Source organism: Natrinema altunense (assembly GCF_000731985.1).
GTDB lineage: Archaea > Halobacteriota > Halobacteria > Halobacteriales > Natrialbaceae > Natrinema > Natrinema altunense.
Map to the genome: position 1 here is coordinate 236,088 of NZ_JNCS01000002.1, position 16,479 is coordinate 252,566.

Sequence of the window (16,479 nt, forward strand, 5' to 3'; positions counted from 1 at the left end):
GCTCGCGTGGGTCGCCCGCCTCGACCGGCCATCACCTGCCGGCGTTTCAGCGCCACTCCTCGAGATCACAGAGCACGTCGCCCTCGACCTCGAGCCACTTGCTCACCTGCTCGTCCCCGCTGGCGTCCGCGGGCACGGCCGTCCAGCTCCCCTCGTCGTCCGAGAGGAGCTCGAGCGGCGTCGCACCGGCCTGCGCCTCGTCTGAAACGGTGGCGTCGGTGTCGGTCATGACACACGTAGCAGTTGGAACTACATAACAAAGACCCCCGACGCCAATTATCATCGGCTGAGAACGACCGGACGGTGTGTGTGTGTCGTTGCCTGTCGAAATCGGTGCAAATCGAGTGACTTATACGGAACCGGCCGGAACAACACGATGCGGGCGCTTAGCTCAGTCTGGACAGAGTACTTGGCTTCGGACCAAGCTGTCACGGGTTCAAATCCTGTAGCGCCCATCCTGTTCCTGCCCGTTTCGGGACCAATATTACTCGGACAGTAGATGTTCTGAGAGTGCCGTTTTCGCCACTTCAGCCTGTTCTAAATCAAGGGGCTAAATCGGATACAACTTGCTGATTGTTTAATCGTTGGATGTGAACCCCGGTATTCGCCATCCGCCGAGGCATTGTTCAGATTAGCTGGTTCCAGCAGTATGCGTAGCTCTGTAGCCATGTTTCAGCGGTTGCTGGATCGGCGTTTCTGAAGCAGTTACCAAACTATGAGGTACGTCGTTTTATGTCTTGGAAAAGACGTTCAACGGCGTTCCGATTTCCATGTTTTTCGTATCGAAATCGGAGCACGAGGTGATGAAGTGCAGCTTTGAGCCACGGAGCTGAATCAACGAGAAATACGGCGACTTGGACATTGTGCTGCTCTCTCAGTTCATTCAGAAAGATCTCAATAAGTACAGTTGTACGCGCTGAATAGAGCTTAACATGGAGAAATTCGTTCGTTTCGGGATTGACAGCAGCGTACAGCCAGTAGCACTGATCGTCAAGTTAGATCACGGTTTCGTCGAGCGCAACGTGATCCGGCTGGCTTCCCGTTGTTGGCTGTAAATTTGCTTTCTGTACCCAATTATGGATCGGCGATCTCGCCCGCTCGACACCGAACCGTTCTAAGACTGAAACAGTATCTGTAAGTGACAGTCTCGACAAATCAATCTGGATTCTCAATCGCATCAGCTTGCGCGATGTCGCCTCTCGCTCCACAAAATCTAATTGAATGCCACTACTAGAGCCGTTGAAGCGGCTGAGTTCGGGCATGGATACCTAGAATTCTGACCGCCTCGCCTTTCCGATCTTATCTGAACAGCGCCTCTCGCTTAACCGCCACTTCGATTGGATGATCAACCCCTCTACAGTTCGGAGAGCGAGGTATTGAGATCAGTCATTACGGATGCGCCCATGACGCTTTATCTCTTCGAAGAGCCATTCGGAGAAAGAATCGGCTTTTTGCTCTACCTCCCCATGAGACATGAAGACGTACACGGGTGGATCATCCCCCTCCTCCGTATTGAAGAAGTAAAATGAATATCCTTGATGACCCATAAACACGAAATCATTAGTGTCAAATTCAAAATCAACCTCACCTTCTTTGATTTCCATCTCAGCAAACTCTTGCTGACGCTTCATTTCAGGATATGCGAACTCGCTTCCTCGACGAAACCCATTGGGATCTTTCCCGATGTGTTTCATACAGGACCTGTACACCTCTGGAAGCTCTATACCACGGTTCGCTTCGAGTTCTTGTATCTCCTCTTCTGTACATCCCTCGATTTGGTCTTCTGATCCAAGTTCATTTTTGACGAGTAATTCAACTGCTTGTCTTCCGACCGTCTTAGTATCCTCAGTCATCGTCTTCCTCCAAGTTTTCACAATTGCTTACGACAGTCTCAATTCCATCAAATTGCTCTTCAACTTTCGCCTTCCCCCCTTCCCATCCAAGTATCGATAGTATTCTGTCACAGGAAATACAAGGCGCTCGTTCAGTGAACAGTGTTATTCTCCCATCTGCTTCTTCTAAGTCAAAGCTACTTGCAGTGTGTTCGAGAATCTTTACTTCGCTGTCCCACATATTTTCGGCGAGTAGATTCTCGTCAGTTCTGTGATCGAATTCTCTCTCATCCTGAAATGGACCGGGAAGTAGCGGGTTATTCTCGTTATCCTCGTTTGATCGCCTTTTCCCACTGCTAGCAGCCGCCCAGAATGAGGATCCGTCTATCTCTATTTTTGCAAACGCAACGTTACGTCGGATATCGCCTACACTATCGGTCTCGTCTCTCGTGGGTAACGGTGCAACCTCTTCTCTCAACCCTCTCGTTATCTTCTCTCCAGCGTTGGGGGTGATCTTGTGCATACCAGCGTCTTCATCGTACTCGAGCAGGTCCGTTTCATCTTCGAGGTATGTATGAGCGTACTCGTTGATATCAAATCCAGCTGCCCACTTTTCCATCGAATCGTGGGTGACTTGCTGATTGTTTAATCGTTGGATGTGAACCCCGGTATCCGCCATCCGCTGAATTCCCAAATCCTCACCTGTCACCACACGTTTGGCAGTTTCCTCGGCCTCACGTTCGAGACGATCATCGGGATCGATCTCGAGTGCAGCATCCTGAGGCAGCATCGAAAGGGCACCACCCGTCTGCTGTCGGACGTGTGCGAGTTCGTGGGCGATGAGGTGTTGGCCGTCCGGAGAGTCGGGCTCGTACTCGCCGCTATTGAATGTGATGTGGGTGCCGACAGTGAACGCCCGCGCATTGAGTTCCTCACAGGCGTTGGCAGCGCTGGCTCCGGTGTGGATCGTGACATCGCTGAAGTCTTCGCCCATGCGCTCTTCCATCAGGTGCTGAAGTTCCGGGTTCAGCGACCGTCCCGACGACGAGATCACGTCCCGTACTGACTGAAGAACTCCAGTATCACCGGCGCTGTCGGTATTGCTGTGTTTCTGCGTGTTGCGATGGACGGATTTGGCGTTCTGGCGCTCGATGTCCGTGGGGACCTCGGGCGGACGTTCGTTCTGCCGTTCCCGGAACGCCTCCATCTCCTCGAAATCACCCAGAATTTCGATAGGCATTCCTTCCTCAATTCTTCTTCTGGTAAGCCCGATACCGCTCCTATGGACCATCTGCTGGATCTTCTCGATCTGGCCTTCAGCGTACGGCTCTACACCGTACCGCTCCTTGCACTCCTTGGGCGAGATATCCGGTCCCGACGAACTGGTACTCTTCGACGTGGATCGATATAACCGGTTCCCAGATGACGACGATGTCCGGCTCTTACTGCTTTTATTCAGCCGCCTGCGGGGCATACGTACACACTCTTGCGGCCTGTTATAAGGTCTTCCTTGGATGCATGGATGCAGTCGAGTGAATCTCATACAATAGTCTCGGTGATGAACTACCGCCGAGAATCAGCATATCGCTGCTACTCACACTTGGAAGCTGACACCCAAGTCTCACAGGAAGAATTTACGCCACCCGTATGGGACGATATGAGTTGGCTCTCGCTGTGATCAAACGATCGTCTTAGAAGACCACATCGATCGATATTTTTGCTTGCTCGGTTCCACGGTGATCTCCTCCCCCATGCCATCGAAGGAGCGGTAGGTCACTTGACGGACCATCTTGTCTTTGAGGACTGTGCAACCCGATTGCCCGTGTGACTGGTAGACGACAAAACAGTACCAGCCGTTGTGCCGACGGAGTTTCTCGTGGTACTCGCGGTAGACCTTCCAGTCCCCGGGCTGTCCATCGGCGTGTTCGTGCATCGTTGATTTGATTTCGACCGGCTTCCCGCTCCTGAACCGAGCATCGTGACGGCTGGCCCGCTCGAGGTCGAACCGTCGCTTCTCGGCCATCCGCTTTCGCGGAGTGCCCAAGTGATTCGCCCGCTTCGAGCGGAAGTTGGGGCTGTTTGACGCCAGCGACGAAAACCACAGCAGTATCGTGATCGTGTTTCTCGAGTGCGTCGTGTGCGACTCGTTCCGAGAATAGAGGCAGCCATCGTCAGCGAGCCGAAACTAGAATCGTTGGAGGGCGTACGACTGGGTCTGCGTAGCTGGGCCGTCGGGGAGTCCGGTCTCTTTCCCGGTAGCTAACAGTAGATATAAGTAACTCGTCCATCATAATTAGCATGGAAGCCACGCTCCATGTGTCGCAGGGGACATGCGCGCAAATGTCCCGGGTGGTGGAGCACCCGAGACGTGGCTTCCAAATCCCGCCACGGGATTTGCAAGCATGATTCCGTACATTCTACCGGGATATAAACGTCCCGCACGACGATCGGACGTATCGCCTCGAGGAGCTGCGCGACCAGGATGCAGACGTATTTCGGAGGGAGGGCATGTCCGATAGCCGCGACGCGGGCGGTGACACGCCGCCGGAGTGTCCCGACTGCGGGGAGCCGATGCTCGGGATGCGGGTCGTCGGGCCGACGGTGGCCTACGCCATGCCCTGTGGCTGTTCGTTCGCGCCCGGACTGCTCGCGGACGGGTTCGAGAACGAGCCGGGTCGCTGAAGCCGCCTCACACCCGATCGGACGACGGCTGTGCGATCGGGTCCGTGACGGCTATCGGCTCGCGCCCGCCGCTCGAGTCGCGGCGGACGGTCGGGCCGCCGACGGCGGTCGGTCGACACCCCATTCCCTTCGAACCCACCACCGAACGGCCGCGGTCGGCGATCGGCCCGTGAGCGCGACGCGAGCGCGCGCAGCCTTAGTTTTCGAGCCACGACGCGAGTCGATCGGCGACGGCCGTCGCGATGGCCGCGCCGATTCGGTCGGCGGATTCGGAGCAGTCCCAGACGTGGGCTCCGGTTCGGGTGACGGTCACCCAGTCGACGTAGCCGTGGCGGTCGAGTTCGAGCAGGAGGGACTCGAGCACGGCGTCGTCGGGACGACAGCCCAGCGCGTCCTCGATGGCCGCGGCCAGTTGGCCGGTCGTCGCGACGATGCCGGTTTCGCGGTCGATATCGTGGGTCTGCGGGCCGAGTGACGGGGTTGGCGGGGATGGCAGTCGATCGGTCATGGTCCGACACCGGGCGTAGCGGTAATAGGGCTGCCGGTCGGCACGGACACGAGGGAGCGGCGGGAACCGAAGCGCCGCGGTCGCGGGACAGCTCGAGAGACCGGACAATGCGTGTCGCAGCCGCTATCCCCACGGCGACCTCGACCCGACGCCCACCTTACGTCTCGGGCAGTTCGTTGATGATGACGACTGCCTCGCCGTCGATGACCGTCTCGTCAGCTTCGTCGACGACCCTCGTGTGCAACCGATAGCGGTCGCCACCGAGGGCCTCGACGATCTCGCACTCCGCCGTGACTCTCCCGCCGATCCGGACCGGACCCGTGAACTCGAGGGTCTGGGAGAGGTAGACCGTCACGCCGGGGAGCCGGGCCAGCGCGGCGCTGATCGTCCCGGCCACGAGCGTGCCGTGGGCGATCCGGCCGCTGAACTGGGTATCCTCGGCGAAGTCCGATTCGAGGTGGAGTCGGTTGGTGTCGCCGGAGACCTGTGCGAACGCGGTCACGTCGGTGTCCGCGATCGGCTTGCTGAACCGAACGTAGTCGCCGACGCCGAGCGAGTCGTAGTCGTCGGTCGAGCGCTCCATGACCCAGGTTTCGTCGCCGAACGAGACTTCGGCGGTTGGCGACGGCATCGTCGTCTCGGCCGCCGCTGACGCGTCCGTCCCCGCGGAACTGAACCCCATCGCGGCGAGGAGCGCGTTGTTCGCCTCGAGATAGCTATTGACGACGTGTTTCGAGATGTTGGACCACTGCTCGGCCGCTGGTGTGGCGGTGGCGCTGTCGGTGTCCGGACATTGGCTGCTCATGGGTGTGAATCTGGGACCGTCCCGATCGACGGGAGTCGATTCCGCATACAGCTAGTACGGTCCCCGTCTTCGAGATGTCGCCAAAGCATGTTGGGTGGCCGACGGGAAATTTCTCGAGCGGTGACTGATCCGGCAATGAACACCCGATCGGTCCGATTCGAACCGTCCTGCGACGCCCCACGGCGTTCCCCCGCGACGGCTTGCGGCCGGAGCTAGGCCGCGGGAAGCCGGTCGAGAAAGTCGGCCGTGATCGCGTTGAACGCCAGCGGCCGGTCCTGATTGACGAGGTGGCCGGAGCCGGCGAGTTCTCGCTGGTCGCCGTCGGCGACCGCCGCGGCGATCTGCCGGCCCTGTCGCTTGACCAGCGGCGCTTCCTGCTCGCCGTGGACCACGAGCGTCGGCGTTTCGACACCGGTCAGCGCCGGCGGATCGTACCGATAGAGCGCATCGAAGATCTTCCGGAACTCGGTCGACGGGATGTTGCCGACCGCCTCGAGCGCCTCGGCTCTGACCGCGGGGTCGACCGACAGCCACCGCTGGCCGGTCGTCGCCTGAATCGAGGACAGCATCGACCGGAACGTCCCTTTCGAGCCCGAGATCGACAGCGACATGGAGAGTGCCGGCAGCGGCGACCAGAACGACTTCAGTCCTGCCGGCAACTCGATCGGCGGCATCGACCGCACCGCGCCGCCGAGGATCGCGCCCGCCGCATCGTCCGGATGGCGGTCCAGGTACTCCTGGACGACCATCGAGCCCAGCGAGAGACCACAGAGGGTCGGCCGCTCGAGGTCGAGCGCCGACAGCAGGGCCTCGAGATCGTCGGTGAAGAGGCCGATCGAATACTCGTCCGGGTCGGTGCTGCCGGTCTCGCCGTGGCCCCGCACGTCGAGCGTGACGACGCGGTAGTCGTCGGCGAAGCGTTCGACCTGGGGGTCCCAGGCCCGGCCGTTCAGCCAGCCGCCGTGGACGAACACCAGCGGCGGGCCGTCGCCGCTCGTCTCGTACCAGATGGTCCCGTCCGCGAGTTCGAGTTCCGCCATACGCCCTCTGGAACGCGCGTGCTCTTACACTACCGGGTTGCGTTCGACGTGTTGCGAGGCTGCCAGAAGAATACCGGGGTCGAACGAGCGGCGACGCGGTCAGTCCTCGGTGCCCGCCTCGGTCCGCACCCAGCGGTCCCAAAACGAGTCGAAATCGGTCTCGTCCTCGGTGATCCGGTCCCACTCCGCGAGCCCGCGTTCCTCTCGAGAGCCGGGGATCGTGTTGTCGAGCACGAGCGCGGCGAGGCCGCCGACGGCCATGCCGGTCGAGCCGATGATGAAGACGGTATCGACGACGGCCTGTGCGGCGGCTTCGATCCAGATCGCACCCGATCCGCTCGTGCCGACCAGCGAATCGACCGTCGCCTCGAGCCCGACGGCCTCGCGGAACGCAAGCGTGCTCTCGAAGTTGCCCATGTACGCCGGGATCGCCAGCCCGACGAAGAGGGCAAAGCCGATGACGAAGGTGTTGCGCGAGGAGTCCAGATCGACGTGGCGCAGGTTCGAGACCCCGACGGCGACGATCTGGCCGAACATGGCGATGAAGAGGCCGCCGACGATCGGGTCCGGGATCGTCGCGATCAGTTGGCCGAAGTAGCCGATAAAGCCGACGAACAGCATGACGACGGCCCCGATCTGGACGACGTACCGCGAGGCGACGCCGGTCAGGCCGATCGCGCCGATGTTCTCGGAGTAGGAGGTCGAACCGCCGGTCCCCATCACGCCGGCGAAGACGTTCATCAACCCCTCCATGCCGATGCCGTGGTTGATCCGCTTCCCGCTCGGCGCGCCCGAGCCGGTGATGTTCGCCACCGCGTAGTAGTCGCCGATGCTCTCGACGATCGAGGCCAACACGCCGGCGAACATCCCGACGACGAACGCGGTCGTCACCTGTGGCACGCCCCACTGGAAGGGGTAGATCGGCAACAGCAGTCGAGTGTCCGCGACCTGCTCGAGGTCGACGAAGCCGGGATGACTCCCCCCGATGACGCCGGCGACCGAGAGCGCCGCCGCGACGACCCAGGCGATGACCAGCGCTAGAATGACCGGATACAGACGGAACGCCCTGTGTTTGACGTCGAGATACTGCGAGAACAGCAGGATGAGGCCGAGCGTGAGGCCGAGCAGCCACCAACTCTGATCGGGCGTCGTGATCTGCGGTGCGCTGAACAGCGACAGCCCGATCAGTGCGATCGTCGGCGCGATGACGACCGGGGAGAGGAACCGACGGAGTTTCCCGACCAGTCCGAAGTACCCCATCGCGACCTCGACGACCGCAGCGACGATGATCGCCCCCTGTAACTGCAGCAACGCGGCCTCCCAGCCCGAACCCCCGGAGACGCCGCCGGCGGTGACGACGCCGACGATCGCAAGCGCGGGGGCGAGCATCGAGAACGGCGCGCCCTGCACGATCGGGTACCGGTTCCCGAACGTCGTCTGCGCCAGCGTCGCGATCCCGGAGACGACGAAGAACGTCCCGATGAACCGCGCGGTCACGCCGGGATAGTCCGTCATTCCCATGGCACTCGCCAGGATCAACGGCACCGCGATGTTCGCACCCACCATCGTCAGATAGTGCTGGATGCCCAGCACGATCGATTCGCCGAGCGGCGGCTGCTCGTCGATTCCGTACTCGATATCGTCGCCGACGGGGCCGTCGGCGACTGGCTCGTCCCCCGTCATCGATTCTCGTCGGATAACGACGGAGGGTGTTCAAAGGGGTGTTGGTCCGTCCCTGGCGGTCCCGCCTATCGTCGTGTCTCGTCCGCGGCGGTCTCGGCGGCGGCTCGAACGGTCTCGACCGACAGCGAGTCGAGATCGACCAGTTCGCCGTCGGTTTCGGTCGCGACCAGTTCCGAGAGGCCGGCCCGGGACTCCTCGCCCGCGTCGACCACGATCACGCGGGCGTCGCTGGTCGCGAGCGCTCGAGCAGCCGTCCGCGTCGCCGCCGTCGGACTCCCGTCGGCGACGTTCGCCCGCCCGTCGGTGACGAGGACGACGACCGAGGCGTCGGTATCGGCGCGCTCGAGCACTCGGCGCGAGGTCTCGAGGCCGGCCGGAAGCGGCGTCCGGTCGCCGGAGGGGAGGTCCTTGAGGTGCCGGGCGGCCAGCGAGACGCTATCGGTCGGCGGCAGCAAGACGTCGGCGTCTTCGCCGGCGAACGCGACGAACGAGACCTGATCGCGGTGTTCGTAGCTGTCCCGCAGGAGTTCGAGCACGACGCCTTTCGCGGTGCGCATCGCCGGTCGCATCGAGGCGCTGGCGTCGACGGCGAAGACGATCGTCACCGATGTGTCGCCGGTCCGGACCGACTGCCGGAGGTCGTCCTCGCCGACGCGGGACGCCCCGCGAGCGGCGGCCGACCGGACCGACGCCGCGGCGTCGATCGAGCCCTCGCCCGAGGCGGGTTCGGTACGCACGCGAGCGCCCCGGTTGTCCGTACTCGGCGACGTGCTCGCACGGGAACCGGTCGCGGTCGCCGCTTCACCGTCGACGGTCGGCGACTCGAGGTCGGGCGCGGCCGCCTCGCCGACCCCGGCCCGCTGCTGGCCGGGCACGAGCGGCTGGGCAGTTTCCTCGTCCCCGTCGTCGGGTGACGCCTCCGAATCCGACTCCTCGTCGCTCGAGCCGTCCTCGGACCCGCCGTCGCCGGTTTCGGCGGGCGACTGGTCCGCCGAGTCGGGTCGGTCGCCGTCGTCGGGGCGGCGCTCGGGACCGTCGTCAGTGCCGGCGCTGTCTTCGTCGTCGGAACCCGCCCCGTCGCTCGAGTCCTCACCGTCCGCGCCGTCGTCGTGCCCGTTTCCCTCGTCGCGATCACCCCGGTCGTCACCGTCGTCCGGATCGGACTCGGCGTCGCCGTCCTCGCCGTCCGCTTTCTCCGCGCTGTCACCGTCGTCCGCGTCACCTCCCTCTTCCCCGTCGGCCTCGTCCGGCGACGCCTCGTCGAACCGATCCTCGAGCAGGTCATCGAGGTCGGGCTCGTCCTCGAAGGGCGTACTCCGGAGTCGGTGGGGCAGCGCGTAAGTCGCGGCTTCGTGGACATCGGACTCGATCACCATCTCGCGGCCCTCGAGCGCGGCCAGCGTCATGGCGGTCCGAGCCGTGGCCACGTCGCCCCGATGACCGTCAACGCCGGCCTCGAGACAGAGTTCGGCGATTGCGGCCTTGAAATCGCTCGGGAGATCGACGCTCGAGAGGCGGTCCCGGGCCGCGGCGAGATCGTTTCGGAGGGCCTCCACCGCGTCGGCGTACTCCCGTTCTGTGGCCGGTTCGGTGCCGCCGTCGGCCTCGAGCGCGCGGTCGATGATCTCGACTCGATCGTCGATCTCCCGGCAGCCCTCGACGCTGGCCTGGAGGGCAAAGCGGTCCCGCAACTGCGGGCGCAGGTCGCCCTCCTCGGGGTTCATCGTGCCGATCAGGGTGAACTCGGCCGGATGTGAGACGCTGATCCCGTCGCGCTCGACGGTGTTGACGCCGCTTGCGGCGGCGTCTAAGATGACGTCCACGAGGTGGTCGTCGAGCAGATTGACCTCGTCGACGTAGAGGAGGCCCCGATGGGCGCGGGCCAGCAGGCCGGGATCGAAGTCGGCCTCGCCGGCCAGCGCGTCCTCGACCGAGAGGGTGCCGACGACTCGGTCCCGTGTCGCTCCAAGCGGAAGCGTGACGAGCGGGACCGGTCGCGTCTCGACCGGCAGGTCCGCGGGATCACGTTCGCGGCAGTCGTCACACTGCAGGTCGGGATCGTCGGGCGAACAGCCGTACGGACAGTCCGCCACGGCCCGCTGGTCGGGCAGGAGATCGACGAGCGCCCGAACCGCGGTCGACTTCGCGGTCCCTTTCTCGCCGACGATCAGGGCTCCGTCGAGGCCGTCGTTGGCCGCGACGGCGAGCAGCACGCGCTTTAGCTCGTTCTGTCCGACGATCGCCGGAAACGGGAGTGACGACAGCTTTTTGCCCCCGGCGTTTACAACCATGCTTGAGCTAATACAACAGAGGTTTAAAAGTACGATGACACGGATCGGGATCTATACTGCGACGGAGAACGAACTCGGCTCGATCGGCCGGGCCGCCCAGCGACTCGAGGACGTTGACCTGGTCGTCCGCTCGGAGAGCGACCTCGAGGACGAGGCCGACGTCGAGGAGTTCGTCGAGGAATTGCACGACGCCGCGGCGGCGATCTTCTGGCTGCACGGGGCCGAAGACAGCATGCCGGGCTACGACTACGCGACGGGTGCGCTCGCCGAGGCGGGCGTCCCGCTGATCGTCAAGGCGACCGGCGACGCCTTCGCGTTCGAAGACACGACGGTCGCGGACGCCCACCGGGACCGGGTCTACGACTACCTCGAGAAGGGTGGCACGATCAACGTCGCGAACCTGTGTCGGTTCCTCGCCGCCGAGTACGAGGGCCACGATGTCGAATACGACGAGCCCACGGAACTCCTCACGGAGGGCGTCTATCATCCCGACCACCCGGGGATCGAGTACGAGGACCTGCTCGCGACCCACGACCCCGACGAGCCGACGGTCGCGGTCTGGTTCTACGAATCCCACTGGACCCACGAGAACACCCGGTACGTCGACGCGCAGGTCCGAGCGCTCGAGGAACAGGGGGCTAACGCCCTGCCGATCTTCTGTAATCCAGCGACCGACACCGACGAGCAGGAAGACGCGGAGTGGGTGACGGACAACTGGCTCCTCAACGACGCGGGCGAGCCGATCGTCGACGCCGTGCTGTCGTCCTTTATGTTCTCCCTCTCGATGGACGAGCGCGGCCGCAGTGCCGACGACGAAGGCAGCTCCGCGGAGGACGTCTTCCTCGACCGGCTCGGCGTGCCCGTCCTCCAGACGGTCACGACGATGCGCTCGCGCTCGCGCTACGAATCCAGCGACACGGGCGTGATGGGTTTCGAACTCGCGCTCTCGGTCGCGCTGCCGGAGTTCGACGGGAACGTGATCACGCACCCCATCTCCGGCAAGGAACGCACCGACGACGAGGCCGGCATCGGCTCCGCGCCGAAACACCACTTCCCGATCGAAGACCGGATCGACCACGCGACCCGGCTGGCCGTCAACTGGGCCGAGCTGCGCCACACGCCCAACGAGGACAAGCAAGTCGCCGTCGTCCTCCACAACTACCCGCCGAGCGACGACGGGATCGGGACTGCGTTCGGTCTCGATTCGCCCGAATCGACGGTGAACTTGCTCGAGGAACTCGCCGCCCGCGGCTACGATTTAGGCGACGAGATGCCCGAGGACGGCCAGACGCTGGTCGAGAAACTGACCGCCCAGCTCACGCTCGAGGACCGGTGGGTCGCCCCGGAGGACGTCCGTGATCTCTCGGTCGACGTGGTTTCGCCGGACACATACGCGGACTGGTTCTCGGAGACCGACGGGCGGTTCCAGGAAAACATCATCGAGGAGTGGGGCGACGTACCGGACCGCCCGTTCGCGATTCCAGGCGTCGAGTTCGGTAACGTCCTCGTTACCGTCCAACCCCCACGCGGGTTCGGCATGGACCCCTCGAAGGTCTACCACGACTCCGATCTCCAGCCGCCACACGACTACTTCGCCTTCTACGGTTGGCTTCGAAATACGTTCGAGACCGATGCAGTGGTTCACCTCGGAACCCACGGCAGCCTCGAGTGGCTGCCCGGGAAGACCGTCGGGCTGAACGGCGAGAGCGCGCCCGACCAGCTGGTGGACGACGTCCCGAACGTCTACCCGTACATCGTCAACAACCCCGGCGAGGGGACCCAGGCCAAGCGCCGTTCCTACGCCGCGATCGTCGACTACCTGACCCCCGTCATGCGGAACGCGGGCACCTACGACGAGTTATCGGAACTCGAGGAGCTGGCGAATCAGTACCGCGAGGCCGGGATGGAAGACGCCCGCGCCGACGACGGCCAGCACCTCGAAGACCTCATCCGCGAAAAAGTCGACGAACTCGATCTCGCCGTCGAGTTGGGGATCACGGGCTCTATCGACGAGCAAGTCGCCGTCCGCGGCCCCGACGAGGCCGGCTCGACGCTTGCGGAGGGTAACGTTGCCGGCGACGAGGTCGATATCGACGAACTCGTCGAACGCGTCCACGAGTACCTCACCGACGTCAAGACGACCCAGATCCGGCTGGGGCTGCACACGATGTCCGAGCCGCCGGCCGACGAGCGCCTCGTGGAGTACCTGGTCGCGCTGACCCGCCTCGAGAATCCCGGCGCGCCGAGCCTGCGCGAGAGCGTGGCGGGCGCGTTGGGCGTCGACTACGAGACGATGCTGAACGCGCCCGGCGAGTACGACGAGGCGCTGGGGATGACCTACGCCGAGGCCGCCGACGAGGTCTACGAGACCAGCGTCGACCTGATCGAGACGCTCGCCGAACACGACTTCGACATTCCGGTCTCGGAGCGTGAGGCCGGCCCCGACGACGAGGTGAACATGAACCTCCTCGTCGTCGACCTCGAGACGATCGGCGATGGGCGCGCGAAATCCGGTGCGCACAACGATCTCCGGGAGGCCCTCGCGTACATTTGCGAGGAAGCTCAACCCCGCGTGCAGGGGGCCGAAGACGAGATCCCCAGAACTGCCGACGCCCTCTCGGGCGAGTACGTGCCCCCGGGCGGCTCGGGCGCGCCGACCCGCGGCGGCGTCGACCTGCTACCGACCGCGCGGAACTTCTACACGCTCGACCCGCGCAAGGTACCGGCCAAGGCCGCCTGGCAGGTCGGCAGCGAGGTCGCCGAGGGCGTCCTCGAGCGCCACTACGACGAGAACGACGAGTACCCCGAGGAGATCGGCGTCGTCGCCTGGGGGACGCCGACCGTCCGCACCCGCGGCGAGACGATCGCACAGGTGCTCGCGATGATGGGCGTCGAACCGCAGTGGACGGACGCCGGCCGGATCGACGACGTCGAACCGATCCCGCTCGAGGAACTCGACAGGCCCCGAATCGACGTGACGACGCGCGTCTCCGGACTCTTCCGCGACGCCTTCCCGGCCGCGGCGGGTGTCATCCACGACGCCGTCGATGCGGTCGTCGACCTCGACGAACCGCACGAGATGAACTACGTGAAGAAACACGTCGCGGAGGAGCAGGCCGACCTCGAGGACGAGGAGGGTCTCGACGAATCGGACGCCCGCAAGGCGGCCAAATACCGCGTCTTCACGACCCGGCCCGGCGGCTACGGTGCCGGGACGAACAAGGCCGTCGACGAGGGCAACTGGGACGACCGCTCGGACCTCGCCGACGTCTACGTCCAGTGGGGCGGCTACGCGATGGGGTCTCGTGGTCGAGTGTCAGATGCCCACGACGCCTTCGAGCGCCGCCTCTCGTCCGTCGACGCGACGGTCAAGATCGAGGACACGATGGAACAGGACGAGTTCGACTCCTCGGACTGGTACGCCTTCCACGGCGGCTTCATCTCCGCCGTGAGCGAGATTTCGGGCGCAGAGCCCGCCTCCTACGTCGGCGACTCCTCCGATCCGGACAACGTCGACGTCTACACGAACGAGGAGAAGGTCCGCAAGGCCATGCGCTCGCGCGTGCTCAACCCCGACTGGCTCGAGTCCATGGAGGACCACGGCTACAAGGGCGCGGGCGACCTCTCGACGACGGTCGACGTGACGCTGGGGTGGGACGCGACCACCGGCGTCGTGAGCGACACCCTCTGGGAGGAGGTCGCCGAGAAGTTCGCCTTCGACGAGGAGCGACAGGACTGGCTGCGCGACGTGAACCCGTGGGCGCTCGAGTCCATCACGGAGACGCTGCTCGAGGCCGTCGAACGCGACCTGTGGGATGCCGACGACGAGACGGTCGACCGACTGCGCGATCTCAATCTCGAGGTCGAGGGCGACCTCGAAGCGCGGACGACAAACGAGGCCGTGGGGGCAGCGACCGATGACTGACGGACCCGAACCGCCGACCGAACTAATTCGGCCGACAGCCGATATCCGCCACCGAGCGAGTGATACCCGATGACTGATCAGGACTTCGAGGAGGAGTACGCCGATCTGGGAGCAACGACGCAGAACGCGATGGACATCGCGGAGACGAGCATGGACATCGTCAGGCAGTTCACGCCCGACGAGACGCTGGCCGACCGCGTGCGCCAGAAGTCGGTCCACTCGATGGGCGACATCGAGTTCCAGCACCTCGTCGAGTTCACCGGCGGCGACGACCTCGGCGACGACGAGGACGCGCCAGTTCGGGCCGGCGCGCGGGCCGTGCTCGACGAGGCCGATATCTTCACCGACATCACGATGGTGAAAGCCGGCGTCACGGGCCGGGGCCACGACTGTGAGGTCTCGAAAGCCATCGGCCACGGGAAGGAACTCGCCGCCGAGACCGGGATGACCCGGACCGCCGCGGCGATGCTCGAGTTGGACAAGGAGGACGCCTTCGAGGACGCGATCGTCACGATCGGCAACGCGCCGACGGCGGCGCTGGCGCTGGCGGACTGCATCGAGCAGGGGACCCGTCCGGCGGTCGTCGTCGCGAACCCGGTCGGCTTCGTCAAGGCTGAGGAGAGCCGGGGGCGCATTCGTGCGGTCAGCGAGGAGTACGGCGTACCGGCGATCACCCACGTCGGCCGCCGAGGTGGCAGCGGCCTCGCCGCCGCGCTGACGAACGAACTCATCCACGTCGCGAAGGACGTCCGGACCGACGAGATCGACCTCGAGATCGACGCCGAGACGCGGGCCGCGGACGGCCGAAACCGATGAGCGGCGAGTACGATCTCGACGCGGGGCCGGATCCGGCGACGTTCGCGGCGGCAGCGGCGGAACCGGATATTGACGAAGAAACGAACGATCCCGTCTACGCCGTCGGCGTCGGCCCCGGCAACCCCGAGTATCTCACGCCCCGGGGCGAACGGGCGATCCGCGAGGCCGACGTCGTCGTCGGCTTCACGACCGTCGTGGAGTTCGTCGAGGACGAGACGGACGCCGACCTGCTGACCTGCGGCTACAGGGACGAGGCCGAGGCGCTCGAGGAATTCGGCGAGCGCGTCGCGGCCGGCGAGTCGGGGACCGCCGTCGCGATGGGCGACCCGAACCACTCGGGCTACCAGTTCGTCGGCAAAGTGCAGGACACGGTCCAAGAGCACGATTCCGACATCCCGGTTCGCATCGTTCCCGGCATCTCCGCGATCCAAATGGCGGCGAGCCGTGCCCGAACGCCGATGGAGGACACCGAGTTCGTCACGCTGCACAAGAGCGGCGACCTCGAGTCGGACATGGATCGCCTCGCGGCCGCGGTGGCCGACCGTCATCTGCTCGTGCTCCCGCGGCCGTACGATCGGATGCCCGGCGACCTCGCTGCGTTCCTGCTCGAGGCGGGGGCCGATCCCGATCTCGAGGCGCTGGTGCTCGAGAAGCTGACCCACGACGACGAATCGATTCACCGGTTCACGCTCGCGGAGTTAGCGGCCCACGCCGGCGGGGACGGCAAAGACGACACGCCGTTTTCGGACCTGGTGGTGCTTGCGGTGCGGCAACCGGTGTAGCCGACCGCGCCCGTATCGCCCGATTCCCGTTCCCGAGACGAAACGGCAGCGGCCCGGAGACGGCAGCGAGTACGGGGCGGCTCGGATACGACGGTGACCGGTCGGCCGCTGGCGG

General features: G+C 64.3%; 12 protein-coding genes, 1 tRNA gene and 2 pseudogenes. 5 read left to right on the forward strand and 10 right to left on the reverse strand.

Features of this window, described 5'->3' with window-relative positions; all coding sequences use genetic code 11:
* Positions 1-46: 46 nt before the first annotated feature.
* Positions 47-229 (reverse strand): DUF7511 domain-containing protein, encoded by a 183-nt coding sequence (locus tag ALTAJ2_RS05405; RefSeq protein ID WP_007108221.1) that lies wholly within the window; start codon positions 227-229, stop codon positions 47-49.
* A gap of 151 nt (positions 230-380) precedes the next feature.
* On the opposite strand from ALTAJ2_RS05405, the gene ALTAJ2_RS05410 reads away from it, so the two are divergent.
* A tRNA-Arg gene (locus ALTAJ2_RS05410) sits at positions 381-455 on the forward strand.
* 171 nt (positions 456-626) lie between these two features.
* On the opposite strand, the pseudogene ALTAJ2_RS18510 reads toward ALTAJ2_RS05410, so the two are convergent.
* From ALTAJ2_RS18510 to ALTAJ2_RS05425, 4 genes and pseudogenes are all read right to left on the reverse strand, one after another.
* Positions 627-1,262: pseudogene (locus ALTAJ2_RS18510) on the reverse strand (IS6 family transposase).
* 120 nt (positions 1,263-1,382) lie between these two features.
* Positions 1,383-1,853, reverse strand: a complete 471-nt coding sequence (locus ALTAJ2_RS05415) for an SMI1/KNR4 family protein (RefSeq protein WP_049899840.1) — start codon at positions 1,851-1,853, stop codon at positions 1,383-1,385.
* Entirely contained in the window at positions 1,846-3,306 is a 1,461-nt protein-coding gene (locus ALTAJ2_RS05420; protein ID WP_160163676.1) for an eCIS core domain-containing protein, read from the reverse strand. Before ALTAJ2_RS05420 ends, ALTAJ2_RS05415 begins: the two co-directional genes overlap by 8 nt.
* A 217-nt stretch (positions 3,307-3,523) precedes the next feature.
* Positions 3,524-3,855, reverse strand: a pseudogene (locus ALTAJ2_RS05425) (hypothetical protein).
* A 485-nt stretch (positions 3,856-4,340) separates the two neighbouring features.
* On the opposite strand from ALTAJ2_RS05425, the gene ALTAJ2_RS19595 reads away from it, so the two are divergent.
* Entirely contained in the window at positions 4,341-4,514 is a 174-nt protein-coding gene (locus ALTAJ2_RS19595) for a hypothetical protein (RefSeq protein ID WP_168713800.1), read from the forward strand.
* 196 nt (positions 4,515-4,710) lie between these two features.
* Here the strand turns inward: ALTAJ2_RS19595 and ALTAJ2_RS05430 are convergent, their stop codons facing one another.
* The 5 genes from ALTAJ2_RS05430 to ALTAJ2_RS05450 form a co-directional block, all read right to left on the reverse strand.
* Complete coding sequence (locus ALTAJ2_RS05430; protein ID WP_007108226.1) at positions 4,711-5,022, reverse strand: hypothetical protein; 312 nt, start codon at positions 5,020-5,022, stop codon at positions 4,711-4,713.
* A 157-nt stretch (positions 5,023-5,179) separates the two neighbouring features.
* Positions 5,180-5,827 carry a MaoC family dehydratase gene (locus ALTAJ2_RS05435; RefSeq protein WP_007108227.1) on the reverse strand — a complete coding sequence of 216 codons (648 nt, stop codon included), beginning with the start codon at positions 5,825-5,827 and terminating at the stop codon, positions 5,180-5,182.
* 212 nt (positions 5,828-6,039) lie between these two features.
* Positions 6,040-6,867, reverse strand: a complete 828-nt coding sequence (locus tag ALTAJ2_RS05440) for an alpha/beta fold hydrolase (protein ID WP_007108228.1) — start codon at positions 6,865-6,867, stop codon at positions 6,040-6,042.
* Positions 6,868-6,966: 99 nt separating this feature from the next.
* Positions 6,967-8,550: a uracil-xanthine permease family protein gene (locus ALTAJ2_RS05445; protein ID WP_007108229.1), complete on the reverse strand. Its 1,584-nt coding sequence runs from the start codon at positions 8,548-8,550 to the stop codon at positions 6,967-6,969.
* A gap of 65 nt (positions 8,551-8,615) precedes the next feature.
* Entirely contained in the window at positions 8,616-10,841 is a 2,226-nt protein-coding gene (locus tag ALTAJ2_RS05450; protein WP_007108230.1) for a VWA domain-containing protein, read from the reverse strand.
* A 34-nt stretch (positions 10,842-10,875) separates the two neighbouring features.
* Between ALTAJ2_RS05450 and cobN the strand changes: the two genes are divergently transcribed.
* The 3 genes from cobN (at position 10,876) to ALTAJ2_RS05465 (ending at position 16,364) form a co-directional block, all read left to right on the forward strand.
* Positions 10,876-14,766, forward strand: coding sequence for a cobaltochelatase subunit CobN (cobN, locus tag ALTAJ2_RS05455; protein ID WP_050031433.1), 3,891 nt, complete (start codon positions 10,876-10,878; stop codon positions 14,764-14,766).
* Between the two features lie 69 nt (positions 14,767-14,835).
* Positions 14,836-15,582: a precorrin-8X methylmutase gene (locus ALTAJ2_RS05460; RefSeq protein ID WP_007108232.1), complete on the forward strand. Its 747-nt coding sequence runs from the start codon at positions 14,836-14,838 to the stop codon at positions 15,580-15,582.
* Positions 15,579-16,364, forward strand: a complete 786-nt coding sequence (locus ALTAJ2_RS05465; RefSeq protein WP_007108233.1) for a cobalt-precorrin-7 (C(5))-methyltransferase — start codon at positions 15,579-15,581, stop codon at positions 16,362-16,364. The genes ALTAJ2_RS05460 and ALTAJ2_RS05465 overlap by 4 nt, the downstream gene beginning before the upstream one ends.
* The last annotated feature ends 115 nt before the right edge of the window (positions 16,365-16,479 follow it).